The organism is Alterinioella sp. B-7 (genome assembly GCF_056857775.1).
Genome location: NZ_JBSXNT010000030.1, coordinates 30,171 through 44,345, shown reverse-complemented (window position 1 = coordinate 44,345; position 14,175 = coordinate 30,171). Strand labels below are relative to the sequence as shown.

The 14,175-nt window shown below is 66.8% G+C and carries 15 protein-coding genes; 10 read left to right on the top strand and 5 right to left on the bottom strand.

Features of this window, described 5'->3' with window-relative positions:
- Positions 1 to 80: 80 nt before the first annotated feature.
- The 4 genes from AC13C7_RS08185 to AC13C7_RS08170 all read left to right on the top strand — a co-directional run bounded on the left by AC13C7_RS08185 (position 81) and on the right by AC13C7_RS08170 (position 2,422).
- On the top strand, positions 81 to 986 hold the full coding sequence (locus AC13C7_RS08185; protein WP_172320835.1) for a LysR family transcriptional regulator: 906 nt from the start codon (positions 81 to 83) through the stop codon (positions 984 to 986).
- A gap of 115 nt (positions 987 to 1,101) precedes the next feature.
- Positions 1,102 to 1,902, top strand: coding sequence for an inositol monophosphatase family protein (locus tag AC13C7_RS08180; RefSeq protein ID WP_172320834.1), 801 nt, complete (start codon positions 1,102 to 1,104; stop codon positions 1,900 to 1,902).
- A 137-nt stretch (positions 1,903 to 2,039) separates the two neighbouring features.
- Positions 2,040 to 2,201, top strand: coding sequence for a hypothetical protein (locus AC13C7_RS08175; protein ID WP_172320833.1), 162 nt, complete (start codon positions 2,040 to 2,042; stop codon positions 2,199 to 2,201).
- The gene (locus tag AC13C7_RS08170) at positions 2,198 to 2,422 is read left to right on the top strand and encodes a Flp family type IVb pilin (protein ID WP_172320832.1); all 225 of its coding nucleotides are present in this window, start codon (positions 2,198 to 2,200) and stop codon (positions 2,420 to 2,422) included. The genes AC13C7_RS08175 and AC13C7_RS08170 overlap by 4 nt, the downstream gene beginning before the upstream one ends.
- 414 nt (positions 2,423 to 2,836) lie before the next feature.
- On the opposite strand, the gene AC13C7_RS08165 is transcribed toward AC13C7_RS08170, so the two are convergent.
- The 4 genes from AC13C7_RS08165 to fsa are packed head-to-tail and all read right to left on the bottom strand — an operon-like array spanning position 2,837 to position 5,925.
- On the bottom strand, positions 2,837 to 3,538 hold the full coding sequence (locus AC13C7_RS08165) for a CDP-alcohol phosphatidyltransferase family protein (protein WP_482867172.1): 702 nt from the start codon (positions 3,536 to 3,538) through the stop codon (positions 2,837 to 2,839).
- Between the two features lie 39 nt (positions 3,539 to 3,577).
- Positions 3,578 to 4,501 (bottom strand): tyrosine recombinase XerC, encoded by a 924-nt coding sequence (locus AC13C7_RS08160; RefSeq protein WP_482867171.1) that lies wholly within the window; start codon positions 4,499 to 4,501, stop codon positions 3,578 to 3,580.
- A 5-nt stretch (positions 4,502 to 4,506) separates the two neighbouring features.
- The gene (locus tag AC13C7_RS08155) at positions 4,507 to 5,220 is read right to left on the bottom strand and encodes a DUF484 family protein (protein ID WP_482867170.1); all 714 of its coding nucleotides are present in this window, start codon (positions 5,218 to 5,220) and stop codon (positions 4,507 to 4,509) included.
- 51 nt (positions 5,221 to 5,271) lie between these two features.
- Positions 5,272 to 5,925, bottom strand: coding sequence for a fructose-6-phosphate aldolase (gene fsa, locus AC13C7_RS08150; RefSeq protein WP_446119451.1), 654 nt, complete (start codon positions 5,923 to 5,925; stop codon positions 5,272 to 5,274).
- A gap of 98 nt (positions 5,926 to 6,023) precedes the next feature.
- Here fsa and AC13C7_RS08145 point away from each other — a divergent pair, with 98 nt between their 5' ends.
- From AC13C7_RS08145 to AC13C7_RS08130, 4 genes are all read left to right on the top strand, one after another.
- On the top strand, positions 6,024 to 8,213 hold the full coding sequence (locus AC13C7_RS08145; RefSeq protein ID WP_482867169.1) for a primosomal protein N': 2,190 nt from the start codon (positions 6,024 to 6,026) through the stop codon (positions 8,211 to 8,213).
- A gap of 163 nt (positions 8,214 to 8,376) precedes the next feature.
- Positions 8,377 to 9,459, top strand: a complete 1,083-nt coding sequence (gene hisC, locus AC13C7_RS08140; protein ID WP_172320827.1) for a histidinol-phosphate transaminase — start codon at positions 8,377 to 8,379, stop codon at positions 9,457 to 9,459.
- Positions 9,456 to 10,391 (top strand): prephenate/arogenate dehydrogenase family protein, encoded by a 936-nt coding sequence (locus AC13C7_RS08135; RefSeq protein ID WP_172320826.1) that lies wholly within the window; start codon positions 9,456 to 9,458, stop codon positions 10,389 to 10,391. The genes hisC and AC13C7_RS08135 overlap by 4 nt, the downstream gene beginning before the upstream one ends.
- Positions 10,388 to 11,272, top strand: coding sequence for an extensin-like domain-containing protein (locus AC13C7_RS08130; RefSeq protein ID WP_482867168.1), 885 nt, complete (start codon positions 10,388 to 10,390; stop codon positions 11,270 to 11,272). The genes AC13C7_RS08135 and AC13C7_RS08130 overlap by 4 nt, the downstream gene beginning before the upstream one ends.
- A gap of 10 nt (positions 11,273 to 11,282) precedes the next feature.
- Here AC13C7_RS08130 and AC13C7_RS08125 read toward each other — a convergent pair whose 3' ends face one another.
- The gene (locus AC13C7_RS08125; protein ID WP_482867167.1) at positions 11,283 to 12,278 is read right to left on the bottom strand and encodes a DUF2125 domain-containing protein; all 996 of its coding nucleotides are present in this window, start codon (positions 12,276 to 12,278) and stop codon (positions 11,283 to 11,285) included.
- An 83-nt stretch (positions 12,279 to 12,361) separates the two neighbouring features.
- Between AC13C7_RS08125 and AC13C7_RS08120 the strand changes: the two genes are divergently transcribed.
- Both AC13C7_RS08120 and AC13C7_RS08115 read left to right on the top strand, forming a co-directional pair.
- The gene (locus tag AC13C7_RS08120; RefSeq protein WP_482867166.1) at positions 12,362 to 12,895 is read left to right on the top strand and encodes a gamma-glutamylcyclotransferase; all 534 of its coding nucleotides are present in this window, start codon (positions 12,362 to 12,364) and stop codon (positions 12,893 to 12,895) included.
- Between the two features lie 130 nt (positions 12,896 to 13,025).
- Positions 13,026 to 14,174 (top strand): biopolymer transporter ExbB, encoded by a 1,149-nt coding sequence (locus tag AC13C7_RS08115; protein WP_482867165.1) that lies wholly within the window; start codon positions 13,026 to 13,028, stop codon positions 14,172 to 14,174.
- Position 14,175: the final 1 nt, after the last annotated feature.

Below are 14,175 nucleotides of genomic sequence, written 5' to 3'. Positions count from 1 at the left end.
TTGATCAGTTGCCCAAGATGTCCCATAGAGGTGCGCGTGAAGCAAATTCATAACTCTCATCATCTATATGAGCCCGGCTAATGCACATCGAGTTCCGCCACCTGCGCACCATCAAGGCCATCCACCAGGAGGGCGGGTTGGCCCGCGCCGCCGAGCGGCTGCACATCACGCAAAGCGCGCTGTCCCACCAGATCAAGGGCTTGGAGGAACAGGCGGGGATGGAGCTGTTCGTGCGGCGGTCGAAGCCGATGAAGCTGTCAAGCGCGGGCATGCGCCTGCTGCGGCTGGCCGATCAGGTGCTGCCGCAACTGGCTGCGATGGAGGAGGAGTTTCGCGCGCTGCGTTCGGGCAAATCGGGGCGGCTGCATATCGCCATCGAATGCCATGCCTGTTTCGACTGGCTGCTGCCGGTGCTGGAGAAATTCCGTGTGGCCTGGCCCGATGTCGATGTCGATATTCGCCCCGGCCTGCAATTCGAGGCGCTGCCCGCGCTGATGCGCGAGGAGGTGGACCTGGTGATCTCGTCGGACCCCGAGCCTCTGCCGGGCGTCGATTTCACGCCGCTTTTTGATTACGAGCCGGTTTTCGTGGCTGCCGCCGAGCATCCGCTGGCGGCCAAACCTTACGTCAAGGCGCAGGATTTCGCCGATGAGATGCTGATCACCTACCCGGTGGAGCGGGGCCGCCTGGACGTGTTCAGCCAACTTCTGCACCCCGCCGGGGTGGAGCCGCGCGCCGTGCGGCAGGTGGAGCTTTCCGCCGTGATCTTGCTGCTTGTCGCCTCCAATCGCGGGGTGGCGGTGCTGCCCGACTGGGTCGTGCGCGAGACGCGCAGCAATGCCAGTTTCATCACCCGGCCCCTTACCGAAACCGGCCTGACCCGGCGGCTGTTCGGGGCCACGCGGAGCGATGACACCACCAAGCCCTTCATGGCCCATGTCCTGCGGCTGGCGCGCAGCGAGCCGGTCAAGCTGCAACGCGCCTGAGGGCAGGACGCCCGCACCCCTCACTGATGTGAGCCTGAAAAAACCCCCGTTCAGGCCCTTGGCAGTCCCCGGCGCGGGGTCTATACGCACGGGCTTGACCGAATAGGGGACGACCATGCAGGGCAGCGCAAACCTCAACATCATGATCAAGGCCGCGCGCAAGGCGGGCCGCAGCCTGGTCAAGGATTTCCGCGAGGTGGAGAACCTCCAGGTTTCCTCGAAGGGGCCGGGCGATTTCGTGTCCAAGGCCGACATGGCCGCCGAGGCGATCCTGCGCGAGGAGCTGATGGGCGCGCGGCCCAATTACGGCTGGCTGGCCGAGGAAAGCGCCGAAGTGGCGGGCACCGACCCGACGCGGCGCTGGATCGTCGATCCGCTGGACGGCACCACGAATTTCCTGCACGGGATGCCGCATTGGGCCGTTTCGGTGGCGCTGGAGCACAAGGGCGAGGTCGTCGCGGGCGTGGTCTTCGACGCCGCCAAGGACGAGATGTTCTATGCCGAGAAGGGGTCGGGCGCCTGGCTGAACGATTCGCAGCGGTTGCGCGTGTCGGGCCGGAGCAAGATGATCGAAAGCGTCTTTGCCACCGGCGTGCCCTTCGCGGGTGGCCGGTATCTGCCCGCCTGCTTGCAGGATCTGGCGCGATTGATGCCGGAATGCGCTGGTGTGCGGCGGTGGGGGGCGGCGTCGCTGGACCTGGCTTACGTCGCGGCGGGGCGCTATGACGGCTATTGGGAGCGCGGGCTTCAGCCTTGGGACATCGCCGCCGGTGTCGTCATCGCGCGCGAAGCGGGGGCGCTGGTGCAGCCGATCCGCGAGGGGCAGTCGCTGCTGGAGGACGGTCATATCGTTGCCGGGGCCGAGGCGATCTTCGATCCTTTCGCCAAGCTGATCCGCAGCCGCGAGACGGCCTGACCGGGGCCACGCAATCGCCTCCGTTTCGGCACGGTTTTCCCCAGGTTTTCCTAAAATCGGCCCGGTTGGCCCGGTAGCTCTGTCCGTTGGGGGCCAAGGGCAGGGGACAGACCATGCCAAGAGGCAAAGCAAGGGCAATGGCCGTCGGGGTCCGCAAGGCGGTCTCGCGGGACTGGGTTGCGCTGACCATCGGCATCACCGGGGCCGGGGTGGCGATCATTGCCGTCATCTTGATGCTGGACCGCGAACCGCAGCACCTGCCGGATTGCGCCGCCACGGATGCGGCCTGCGTGGAATGAACCGGCATCGCGCGTTTCTGGCCGATGAACGCGGCGCGGTCACCGTCGATTGGGTGGTGCTGACGGCGGCCACGGTCGGCTTGGGCCTGGCGGTGATGGCGCAGGTCCGCGACGGCGTTGAGGGGCTGGCGGGGGATATCCGCTCGAACCTGTCGGGGATCGAGATCAGGACCAGTTTCGAGGAATGGGACGCGTTTCGCGAAGCACAGGCCGAGGACTGAGACGCCGGAAAAACCTTAATGGCGGATGGTCCTGCCGGTCTCACGGGTCCGACACTTCCATCCGCCGATAAAGGTTTTCGTCATCAAAAAATTCAAATGTCGCTTCGGTCTCTCGTGTCTTCGCCATCTTATGGTGTTATTTATACACTAATGAAATCGAGGCGCAAGAGGTTGGTTTAGGAAAAACACGAAAAAATCGGGAAAGGCGGTGTTTTCTGTCCGGCGCAACCAATGTGCAGACAAGAAAAAACCCTGCCGGAGGGAGGGCCGGCAGGGCAAGGTCAGGGAGGGGAGAGAGAGGCAGGGGTCGCGGGGGGCAGGGAGGTCATGAACTGTTCTGTTGGTGTTAAATATACACCGTTAACGCGCGAACACAAGCCTTTTCGCGTAAAAAATAGACCTAAGTGTATTTCCCTAACTGTTTCCGTTACTTGCGGGGATGATCTGCTGCACGATACCGGCGAATGCCAGGTAGATGGAGGTCACGATCAGCCCCCAGAGCGCCCAGGATTGCGGGTGGAACTCGACCAGAGCGGCCCATCCCGCGAATCCCGTCCAGGCAATGGCGACAGGCAGCGACAGCGCGCGCCAGCGTTCGGTGCGCACCGGATGGATGAACTTGAACGGCAGGAACATCCCCACCGAGAACAGGATCACCAGCGCCAGGATGACGTAGAAATTCGGGCTGATCGCGAAGAGGACCAGCACCGCCATGTTCCAGCATCCCGGAAAGCCGGAGAAGGAGTTGTCCCTGGTCTTCATCCGCGTGTCGGCGAAATAGACCACGCTGGCGAAGGTGATGACGATGATCGCCAGCCACCCCGTCCAGCCCGGAAGCAGGTCGGATTTGAACAACGCATAGGCCGGGATGAAGACATAGGTGAGATAGTCGATGATCAGGTCCATCAACGTGCCGTCGAACTCGGGCGCGTTGGTCTTGACGTCGTATCTGCGCGCCAGCGGCCCGTCGATGCCGTCGACGATGAAGGCCACCACCAGCCAGCCGAACATCAGCGGCCATTTCTCCTCGACCGCGGCCAGCATGGCGAGCATGGCAAACACCGCGCCGGTGGCGGTGAAGAGGTGGACGGCTAGGGCTTTCAGTCGAATATCCATCCGCGTCACATGCCGGATCGTGCCGGTTTTCGCAACCCGTCACGCCTTGGGATGGGCATTGGCATAGACCTCCATCAGGCGCGCGGTATCGACGCCGGTATAGGCCTGGGTGGTCGAAAGCGAGGCGTGGCCCAAAAGCTCCTGGATCGCGCGCAGATCGCCGCCCGCATCCAGCAGATGGGTGGCGAAACTGTGCCGCATCGCGTGCGGCGTGGCCGTGGCGGGCAGGCCAAGCTGCATCCGCGCGGCCTCGACCACGCGGGCGATCAGGCGCTGGTTGAGGGGGCCGCCCCGGACACCGCGAAAGAGCGCCGTGCCGGGGGCCAGGTCATGCGGGCAGAGGCTGGCGTAGCGGGCGACGGCGGCGCGCGCCATCGGCAGCACCGGCACTTCCCGCTCCTTGCCGCCCTTGCCGCGAATGCGCAGCGTGTCGGTGAGCGGCAGGATCCCGGCACTCAGGCCAAGCGCCTCGGAGATGCGCATCCCGCAGCCGTAGAGTAGGGTCACGACGGCCACGTCACGGGCCGAGACCCAGTCGCGCGTGTCCTGCGCCTCGACCGTTTCCAGCAACTCACGCGCTGCCGGAACCGACAGGGGGCGGGGCAGCTTGCGCTGGAACTTGGGCGACCGGGTGGAGAGGATCGCGGTGGCGTCGAAGCCGTCGCGTTCGGCCCACCAGCGGTAGAAGGATTTGACCGAGGAGAGCTGCCGGGCGAGCGATCTTGCCGACACGCCGCGCCCGCGCTCAAACGCCATCCAGGCACGCATGTCGCGGGGGCCGAGCGATTGCAGCGGGGCAAGCCCGAGCTGCGCGCCCTGATGCCCGGTCTGGAAGGCCAGAAACCCGGTCGCATCGCGCGCATAGGCCGTGACGGTGGCCTCGGACCCACCGCGCAGCGCCCCCACATCGGCCAGCCAGGCGGCCATGAGGTCTCGGGCGGCGGGGCTGATCGCGAGGCTCACTGGACTTAGCCCAGGAACCGCTTCATGGAGCGCTCGAACACGCCGGTGAAGAAGCTGAGCAGATCGGTGCCCTGCGACGGGCGGAACTGGTGCGGATCCTCGGACCCCATGACCAGCAGCGCGGGCAGGCGGCCCTGGCCCAGGTCGAGCTTGAGCAGCGCCTCGGAGGCAATCCAGTCGGCGGCCTCGCCATAGATGCGGTCGGAGCCGTCGCCGACCTGGCGCAGGGTGACGGCGCGGTCGGGGATGTTGCGCCCGCCGGTCAGGTAATGATCGACGAAACCGGGGCTGACCACGGTCAGCACATCCTCCAGCTTCTGCACCTTGGGGGCGGCATCGGCACTGGCCTCGGCGCTTTCCAGCACCAGCCGGATACGGTCGACGCGCAGGATGGCGGCGACATCCGTGCCCAGAACCTTCAGGAACGCCTCGAAATCGCGCTGTTCCAGCAGTTTCAGGATGGCGCGGTGCACCTGGTTGGTGCCGGCGAGGTTCTCATAGGCCGCCGCGATCACAGAGCGATGCGTGTCCTCCAGCCGGTCCAGCCGGTTTTCCAGCCGTTCCATGGCGATGCCGCGCATATCCACGATATTGCCGCCCATCTGGCGGTCATTCGCGGTGATCAGCGCGCGCATCACGTCGCGGTCGTCCAGAATCAGATCCGGGTCGCTCAAGACCCGCTCACGCCAGTCCTGCAACGGCTCTGCCCTCTCGCCCATATCCTCTGCCCTCATGCTCGTCTTTTGCTTTGGGCAGAGCCTATACCATGCTCAGACGATTTTCTGCCCTGTTTTTTCCCAATCCTTCAAAAAGGCGTCCAGCCCCTTGTCGGTCAGCACGTGATTGGCCATCGCCTTGATCACGCCCGGCGGCGCGGTGGCGACATCGGCGCCGATCAGCGCGGCCTCCTTCATGTGGTTGGCCGAGCGGATGGAGGCGGCGAGGATCTGCGTCTCGAACCCGTAATTGTCATAGATCTGGCGGATCTCCGCGATCAGGTCCATGCCATCGACATTGAGATCGTCGAGCCGCCCGATGAAGGGCGAGATATAGGTGGCCCCCGCCTTGGCCGCCAGAAGCGCCTGGTTGGCCGAGAAGCACAGCGTCACATTGGTCTTGTAGCCCTCGCCGGTCAGGATCTTGCAGGCCTTGAGCCCGTCCAGCGTCAAGGGCAGCTTGATGCAGATATTGTCGGCGATCTCGGCCAGCTTGCGGCCCTCGGTCAGCATCGCGTCGGCCTCCAGCGCGACGACCTCGGCGGAAACCGGGCCATCGACCATGTCGCAGATCTCCTTGGTGACCTCGACAATGTCGCGGCCCGATTTCAGGATCAGCGACGGGTTGGTGGTGACGCCATCGACCATACCAAGGTCATTGAGCTCGGCGATTGCATCGACATCTGCGGTATCTACGAAGAATTTCATGTCGCATTCCCCCCTTGGGATCAGTGAAGCGGTTTGCGCATGTCATAGCGCAGGAATAGGGTGGCGGGAACCCTGATTGTGTTTGCGCTAACATGACAATGCCCGACTACTTCGAAGAAGGCACGCTGGTTGGCGTGCTGACGGCCGAGCCGCTGGATCGGGTGCTGGATTACAAGGCGCCCGAGGGCGGCTGCTGGATGGGCGCCTTCGTGGTGGTGCCCCTCGGGCCGCGCAAGGTGATCGGCGTCATCTGGGGGCCGGGGCGGGGCGATTGGGATCCGGCGAAGGTGCGGACCGTGCTCAAGGTGCTGGACGTGGCCCCGATGCGCGCCGAGATGCGCGCGTTCCTGACCCGCGCCGGGGCTTACACGCTGACGCCGATGAGCGCCATGCTGCGGCTGGCCACCCGCGCGCCGGGACTGGCCGATCCGCCCTCGATGAAAAAACTCTACCGTCTGGGGATGGAGGCGCCCGACCGGATGACCGACGCCCGCACCCGCGTGCTGGCGGTGCTGGAGGAATATGGCGGGCTGGCCTTCACACAGAAGGAACTGGCCGAGATGGCGGGCACATCCGCCTCGGTCATCAAGGGGCTGGTGGCGCAGGGCGCGGTCGAGGAGGTGGATACGCCGCGGGATGCGCCCTATCTGCCGCTTGACCCCGACCGGCCCGGCAAGCCGCTGACGGAAAGCCAGGCGGCGGCGGTGGCACCCCTGGTGGCGGGGATCGGGGACGGCACTTATGGCACCACGCTGCTGAAGGGCGTCACCGGGTCGGGCAAGACGGAAGTCTACCTGGAGGCGGTCGCGGAATGTCTGCGGCAGGGACGGCAGGCGCTGGTGCTGCTGCCCGAGATCGCCCTGACCTCGGAATTCCTGACGCGCGTCAAGGCACGCTTCGGTGCGGAGCCCGCCGAATGGCATTCCGGTGTGACCATGACTGAACGCCGCCGCTGCTGGCGCATGGTGGGGCAGGGGGCGGCGCAACTGGTCGTGGGCGCGCGCTCGGCGCTCTACCTGCCGTTCCGCGACCTCGGGCTGATCGTGGTCGATGAGGAACATGACACCAGCTACAAGCAGGAGGATGGCGCGCTTTATTCGGCGCGGGACATGGCCGTGCTTCGGGCCTCGCTCAACGATGCGCAGGTGGTGCTGGCCTCGGCTACGCCGTCGCTCGAAAGCTGGTGGAACGCGGAGTCGGGCAAATATGCCCGCGTCGACCTGGCCGACCGCTTCGGCGCGGCGGTCATGCCCGAGATGCGCGCAATCGACATGCGGGCCGAGGATCTGCCGGGCAACCGGTGGGTCTCGCCCACGTTGCAAGCCGCCGTGCGGGCGCGGCTGGCGCGGGGCGAGCAGTCGCTGTTGTTCCTCAACCGTCGCGGATATGCGCCGGTGACGCTGTGCCGGGCCTGTGGCGAACAGGTCGGCTGCGATCACTGCGATGCGCGCATGGTGGAACACCGGTTCCAGAAGCGGCTGATGTGCCACCAATGCGGCGAGACCAAGCCGATGCCCGAGGCCTGCCCGTCCTGCGGGGTCGCGGGCAAGATGGCCGCCGTCGGCCCCGGCGTGGAGCGGCTGGCCGAGGAGGTCGAGGCGCTCTTTCCCGAGGCGCGCATGGCGGTGCTGTCCTCGGACCTCTTCGGCTCGGCGCGCGCGCTCAAGGCGCGGATCGCCGAGATCGCCGAGGGGGAGACGGATATCATCATCGGCACGCAGCTGGTCGCCAAGGGGCATAACTTCCCGCGCCTGACGCTGGTTGGCGTGATCGATGCCGATCTGGGGCTGCAAGGCTCGGACCTGCGCGCGGCGGAACGCACGTTTCAACTGATGCGCCAGGTCGCGGGGCGCGCGGGGCGGGCCGAGGTGCCGGGGGTGGCGCTGTTGCAGAGCTTCCAGCCCGAGCATCCGGTGATCCGCGCCATCCTCTCGGGCGACGAGGAGGGGTTCTGGCGCGCCGAGGCCGATGAGAGGCGCGCGACGGGGATGCCGCCCTTTGGCCGCCTGGCAGGGATCGTGGTGTCCTCGCCCGATGCAGCCCAGGCCTTTGACCTGGCCAATCACCTGGCCCGCAGCGACGCGCCGATCACGGCCATCGGCGGCACGGTCTACGGGCCAGCGCCCGCGCCGATAGCGCGCATCCGGGGGCGGCACCGGGTGCGCCTTCTGGTCAAGGCCCCGCGCGGCGCGCCGATCCAGGGCGCGTTGCGGGACTGGGTCGGGGGGCTGAAACTGCCGGGTGCCCTGCGCCTGTCGGTCGATATCGACCCGCAGAGTTTCTATTGAGCGATTTCGCCGCGCTTGCGCGCGTCGACCGATTGGGGGGCCAGCCCCCCAAGCCCCCCGAGGTATTTTCGGCAAAATGAAAGGGGGCCTGCGGGCCGGGGGTGGTTTTCAAGGCCCGCGGCTGCGGCTAGAAGGCCTGCGAAGCGAGAGAAGGTCCGCCCCGATGACAGTCATAACCCCGCAGCCCGGTATCATGGAGATTGCGCTCTACCAGGGCGGCGCGTCGAAGATCGCGGGCCGGTCCGATGTGCTCAAGCTCAGTTCCAACGAGAACCCCTTCGGTCCGAGCCCGCGCGCCGTCGAGGCGGTCGCGGCGGAAGCGGCGCGGATGCATCTTTATCCGGCGACGGATCACGGGGGGCTGCGGCAGGCGATTGCCGAGGGCTTGGGGTTGCAGGCCGAGCGGATCATCTGCGGCGTCGGCAGCGACGAGGTGATCACCTTTCTCTGCCAGGCCTATGCCGGACCGGGGGATGAGGTGCTCCATACCGAGCATGGGTTCCTGATGTATCGCATCTCGGCTTTGGCGGCGGGGGCCACGCCGGTCGTGGTCAAGGAAAAGGCCCGCGTGGTCGATGTCGATGCGATCCTGGCGGGCGTGACGGGCCGCACGCGGCTGGTCTTCGTGACCAATCCCGGCAACCCGACCGGCACGATGATCGGCGCGCAGGAGATGGCGCGGCTGGCCGAGGGGTTGCCCGCAAATTGCCTGCTGGTGATCGACGCGGCCTATATCGACTATGTCGAGGGCGACGATGGCGGCGCGGGCCTGGTCGAGGCGCGCGAAAACGTTGTGATGACGCGGACATTCTCCAAGATCTACGGGCTTGGGGGCCTTCGCGTCGGGTGGGGCTATGGCCCGCGCGCGGTGATCGACGTGCTGAACCGGGTGCGGGGGCCGTTCAACCTGTCGACGCTGGCGCTGGCGGGGGCCGAGGCGGCGATGCGTGATCCCGCCTATATGCAGATGTGCCGCGAGGTGAACCGGGTGCAGCGGGCGCGGCTGGCCGAGGGGCTGACGGCGATGGGATACCCCTCGGACCCGAGTCACGCCAATTTCATCACCGTCCATGTGGGCAGCGCCGAACGCGCGGCGGCGGCGGATGCGCATCTGAAGGCGCATGGCATCATCGTGCGGCTGGTCGCGGCCTATGGCCTGCCGGGGGCCATTCGGATTACGGTGGGTCGGGAAGAGGATGTGACCCGGCTGCTGGAGGTCATGGCCCGGTTCGGAGAGGCGACATGACGGTGATCTATGAGCGGGTGGCGCTGATCGGGCTTGGGCTGATTGCGGGCTCGATGGCGCTGGCGATGCGGCGGGGCGGGCTGGCCGGTGAGATCGTGGGGACCGCGCGCTCGGCCGAGACGCGAACGATCGCGCAGGAAATCGGGTTGTGCGACCGGATCGTGGAGACGGCGGCGGAGGCGGTGGAGGGGGCCGATCTCGTCGTGCTCTGCGTGCCGGTGGGCGCGATGGGGGCTGTGACGGCACAGATCGCGCCGCATCTGGCAAGGGGCGCGACGGTAACGGATGTGGGATCCGTCAAGAAGGACGTGATCGCCACGGTCGGGCCGCTCCTGCCGGATCATGTCGCCTTTGTTCCGGGCCACCCGCTGGCCGGCACCGAGCATTCCGGGCCGCGATCGGGCTTCGCGGAACTGTTCGAGAACCGTTACCTGATCCTGACCCCGCCCGAGGGGACCGACAAGGAGGCCACCCTGAAGCTGCGCGCGCTTTGGGAAGCGTTCGGCGCATTGGTCGAGGAGATGGACGCCGATCACCATGATCTGGTGCTGGCCGTGACCAGCCACGCGCCGCATCTCATCGCCTATACGATGGTGGGCGTGGCCGACGATCTGCGCCGCGTGACCGATAGCGAGGTGATCAGGTATTCCGCCGCCGGTTTCCGCGATTTCACCCGGATCGCCGCCAGCGACCCGACCATGTGGCGCGACGTGTTCCTGTCGAACAAGGAGGCGACCCTGGAGATCCTGGGCCGCTTCACCGAGGAGCTTTTCGCCCTGCAGCGCGCGATCCGGCAGGGCGATGGCGATCATCTTTTCGACTATTTCACCCGCACCCGCGCGATCCGGCGCGGCATCATCGAGGCGGGGCAGGACACGGACGCCCCCGATTTCGGGCGCGGGGCGCGGCGCAAGGGGGAAGCGGCGGAATGAAACGGGCGGGATTGACAATGCTGTTGGCCGGGCTGGCCCTGCCGGTTCTGGCCGAGGCACCGGGCCAATCGCTGCGTCCCCTGCCGCGTCCGGGGGCGGAGGCGGTGGTTGCGGCGCCTGGTTTGCCCGCGCCCGAGGTGCGGATCGTGCTGGCCAGTGAATTCGCACCGGGCCAGTCGCTGCGGCCCCTGCAACGTCCCGCAACGCGCGTGGTCGCGGCACCGGCGGCCTCGGCCGGGGCGGCTGCGCCATCCGCACCCGCCGAACCGGCGCAGGAGCAGGGCAATGGCCGGGGCGGCGGCGGGCTGCTGGCGTTCCTGCGGGGCAATAACCGGCGCGAGGATCCCGACACCCGCAATGGCCGTCTCTGCGGTGTGCGCGGCATCGAGGGCGAACGGCTGGAGCGCATACCCGGCCGCCTGAACGGATGCGGCATCGACGAGCCGGTGCGCATCAGCGCCATCAACGGAATCGCCCTGTCGCAGCGCCCGACACTGAGTTGCGACGCGGCGCTGGCATTGCAGGACTGGCTTGCGGGCGCGGTGGTGCCCGAGGTCGGGCGGCGCGGCGGGGGTGTTGCGTCGCTGCGTGTCATCGCCTCCTATTCGTGCCGCACCCGCAACAACGTCCCCGGCGCGCGGCTGTCGGAACATGCCACCGGCAGCGCCATCGACATTGCCGGTATCGGTCTGGCCGATGGCAGCGAACTCACCGTGCTGTCGGATTGGGGCAGCGGGGCCGAGGGGCGCATCCTGCGCAACCTGCACCGCGCGGCCTGCGGGCCCTTCGGCACGGTTCTGGGCCCCAATGCCGACCGCTACCATCAGGACCATTTCCACCTTGATGTGGCGTCCTATCGCAACGGGGACTATTGCCGCTAACCGCCTGCCGTCAATAGAGGTAGAAATACGGCGACGGGCCAAGCGGGATCGGCCCCAGATAGGCCCGCCCATCCGCAAAGCTGAGCGTCACATCGACATCCTGCGCGCGGCCCGACAGGTTGGCGATGACCGAAAGGCCGGTTTCCAGCGTGCCCTGCATCGCGGGCGGCACCAGCCCCGCATTGACGCCAAGCGCGATGATCTGCCGCCAGTTTTCGGCCCTGACCGCGACATCGCCAGTGGGCACGCCCGCCCCGTCGATCTCCAGCGTGCCGGACATGCGCAGCGACAGCGCGCCCCAATCCGCGCGCAGCTCCTCCAGGTCGATGCGGGTGAATTGCGGCCGCGAAACCTCCAGCGCGGTGATGTCCCACGGGCGGTCGAAACCGACTTCGCCGGACGCATGGACCCGCTCTATGACCTCGGGCAGCTGGCCGCGCGGATCCAAACGGCGCAACACGCCGCCTGCCGGGGAAACGCCGGTGGCGTCGAACCGGATGTCATAACGCGCCTCGCCCGCGTCGCGCATCTCGAAACGGGCGCTGTCGACGGCGCTGGTCCAGCCCAGGTCGCTGTCGATGCGGAACGCGGCAAGATCGGCCTCGGCCTGGACCAGAGCGAAATCGGCGGTCGGGCGGACATGCAGCAACGCCTCCATCCGATCCGAGGTGATGGTGAGCTGTTCGAGGGGCGTGGCCAGCACCTGCGTCCGGGGCCAGATCGCGCGCAGGGACTGCGGCTGCCAGGCCGGCTGGACCAGGTAGAACTCCTCGGCCTGCCAGGCCCATTCGGTGAAGGGATCGGCGAGGTTGACGCCACGAAAGGCGGTTTCGAACGCAAGCGGAAAGCCGGTGGTCTCGATCTCGTCCTGCATCGCGACCCATCCGGCCTCCTGCCGCTGCTCGAACCAGCCGCGCGACAGGCGCTCGGTCGTGATCGCGCCCGCAAGCCAGACCCCGGACCACAAAAGCGCAGCCAGACCGACGATCCAGGCAACCAGTTTCATGCCGCGATTCCCCTGTTTCATCCGCCGCGCGTGACGTGCATATACGGGGGGCTGCGACAGGAAACCAGAGGAAGGCTGTGTGAATGGATCTGTGGGTGTTCGGCTATGGCTCGTTGATCTGGAACCCCGGCTTCGAGGTCGAGGAGCGCCGCATCGCGCGGCTGCCCGGCTGGCATCGCTCGTTCTGCATGTCGTCCATCCATCACCGTGGCACCGAGGAGGCGCCGGGCCTTGTGCTGGCGCTGGATGAGGCGCCGGGCGAACATTGCGACGGCGTGGCGTTCCGCGTGGCCGCCGCGCGACGCGACGCCACCATCGCCTATCTGCGGGACCGCGAGCTGATCTCCTCGGCCTATCTGGAGCGTGAATTGCCGATCTTCTTCCGCGACGGGGCGCAGGCCATGGCCGTCACCTACGTGATCGACCGCGCGCATGTGCAATATGTCGCCGGCATGGCGCTGGAGGATCAGGCGAAGATCATCGCGCGGGCCACGGGCGGGCGCGGTCCGAATGACGAATACCTCTACAATACCGCCAGCCATCTGGCCGAGCTTGACCTGGCCGATGCCGATCTGGATTGGCTGGTGTCACGGGTTCGTGGGTTGAAACCGGCCTGATTCCATTGCAGTTGGCAGAGCCGACCAACCCCTGTAGGGTGGCACGAAACAACCGATTTGGGCAGAACCCCCGGTGACGAGCAGACCAGACGCGCCAAGATTCACGCAACCGATCCGCCAGATTGTCATCATGCTGATGATCTGCGGGCTGGTCGGGCTTGGCACGTTCTTCGTCTTCCCCTCGGTCGCGCCCGTCTTCCTGGCCAATACGTTTCTCAACGGCACCATCGCGGTCGTGTTCCTGGTCGGCGTCCTGGCCTGCTACTGGCAGGTGGCGCAGCTCTTTTCCTCGATCTCGTGGATCGAGGAAATCGCCTCGGGCAGCACCAAGCACCAGGACCGCCCGCCGCGCCTTCTGGCCCCGCTGGAGGGCATCCTGCGCGCACGCGGCACAAAGCTGCAACTGACCTCGGCCTCGTCGCGTTCGATCCTCGATTCCGTCGGCGCGCGGATGGAGGAAAGCCGCGACATCACGCGCTATATCACCAACCTGCTGATTTTCCTGGGTCTTCTGGGCACGTTCTACGGGCTGGCCATCACCGTTCCGGCGGTGGTGGAGACCATCCGGTCCCTGCAACCCTCGGCGGAGGAAAGCGGGATGGAGGTGTTCGGGCGCCTCATGGGCGGGCTGGAGGAACAGCTTGGCGGCATGGGCACGGCCTTCGCCTCGTCGCTGCTTGGCCTTGCCGGATCGCTGGTCGTTGGCCTGTTGGAGCTTTTCGCGGGCCACGGGCAGAACCGATTTTACCGCGAGATGGAGGAGTGGCTGTCCACCATCACGCGGGTCAGCTTTTCCAGCGGCGAGGGCGATGGCGGCGGCGTGGATCGGGGCGCGATTTCCACCGTGCTGGATCACATGGTCGACCAGATCGACACGTTGCAGAGCCTCTTTGCCCGATCCGAAACGCGCCATGCCGAAACCGAACAGCGGATGAATGACATCACCGTGGTGCTACATGACCTGGCCGAACGGCTCGGCCCCGGACAGGTGGCGGCGACCGAACGCATGGCCGCGTCACAGGAGCGGCTGGCCGAGGTGCTTCAGGCCACCAGCGGCGAAGCCGGGATCGACGCCGAAAGCCGGATGCGGCTGCGCTCCATCGACGTGCAACTGTTGAAGATCTTCGAGGAAATCGGGGCCTCGCGCACCGAAGAGGTGGGCGCCCTGCGCGACGATATCGGGGCGCTGACCGAGGCGCTGCGCGACCTCAACCGTTCCGCATCGGGGCAACGCCGTCCACGCCGCCCGCGTATTGAACCGGGCGAAGGCGAGGGCTGAG

Bases quoted from the DNA above. Each gene is read 5' to 3' on its own strand.
- AC13C7_RS08185 (WP_172320835.1), top strand. From the start codon at position 81: ATGCACATCGAGTTCCGCCACCTGCGCACCATCAAGGCCATCCACCAG.
- AC13C7_RS08180 (WP_172320834.1), top strand. From the start codon at position 1,102: ATGCAGGGCAGCGCAAACCTCAACATCATGATCAAGGCCGCGCGCAAG.
- AC13C7_RS08175 (WP_172320833.1), top strand. From the start codon at position 2,040: ATGGCCGTCGGGGTCCGCAAGGCGGTCTCGCGGGACTGGGTTGCGCTG.
- AC13C7_RS08170 (WP_172320832.1), top strand. From the start codon at position 2,198: ATGAACCGGCATCGCGCGTTTCTGGCCGATGAACGCGGCGCGGTCACC.
- AC13C7_RS08165 (WP_482867172.1), bottom strand. From the start codon at position 3,538: ATGGATATTCGACTGAAAGCCCTAGCCGTCCACCTCTTCACCGCCACC.
- AC13C7_RS08155 (WP_482867170.1), bottom strand. From the start codon at position 5,220: ATGGGCGAGAGGGCAGAGCCGTTGCAGGACTGGCGTGAGCGGGTCTTG.
- fsa (WP_446119451.1), bottom strand. From the start codon at position 5,925: ATGAAATTCTTCGTAGATACCGCAGATGTCGATGCAATCGCCGAGCTC.
- AC13C7_RS08145 (WP_482867169.1), top strand. From the start codon at position 6,024: ATGCCCGACTACTTCGAAGAAGGCACGCTGGTTGGCGTGCTGACGGCC.
- hisC (WP_172320827.1), top strand. From the start codon at position 8,377: ATGACAGTCATAACCCCGCAGCCCGGTATCATGGAGATTGCGCTCTAC.
- AC13C7_RS08135 (WP_172320826.1), top strand. From the start codon at position 9,456: ATGACGGTGATCTATGAGCGGGTGGCGCTGATCGGGCTTGGGCTGATT.
- AC13C7_RS08130 (WP_482867168.1), top strand. From the start codon at position 10,388: ATGAAACGGGCGGGATTGACAATGCTGTTGGCCGGGCTGGCCCTGCCG.
- AC13C7_RS08125 (WP_482867167.1), bottom strand. From the start codon at position 12,278: ATGAAACTGGTTGCCTGGATCGTCGGTCTGGCTGCGCTTTTGTGGTCC.
- AC13C7_RS08120 (WP_482867166.1), top strand. From the start codon at position 12,362: ATGGATCTGTGGGTGTTCGGCTATGGCTCGTTGATCTGGAACCCCGGC.
- AC13C7_RS08115 (WP_482867165.1), top strand. From the start codon at position 13,026: ATGCTGATGATCTGCGGGCTGGTCGGGCTTGGCACGTTCTTCGTCTTC.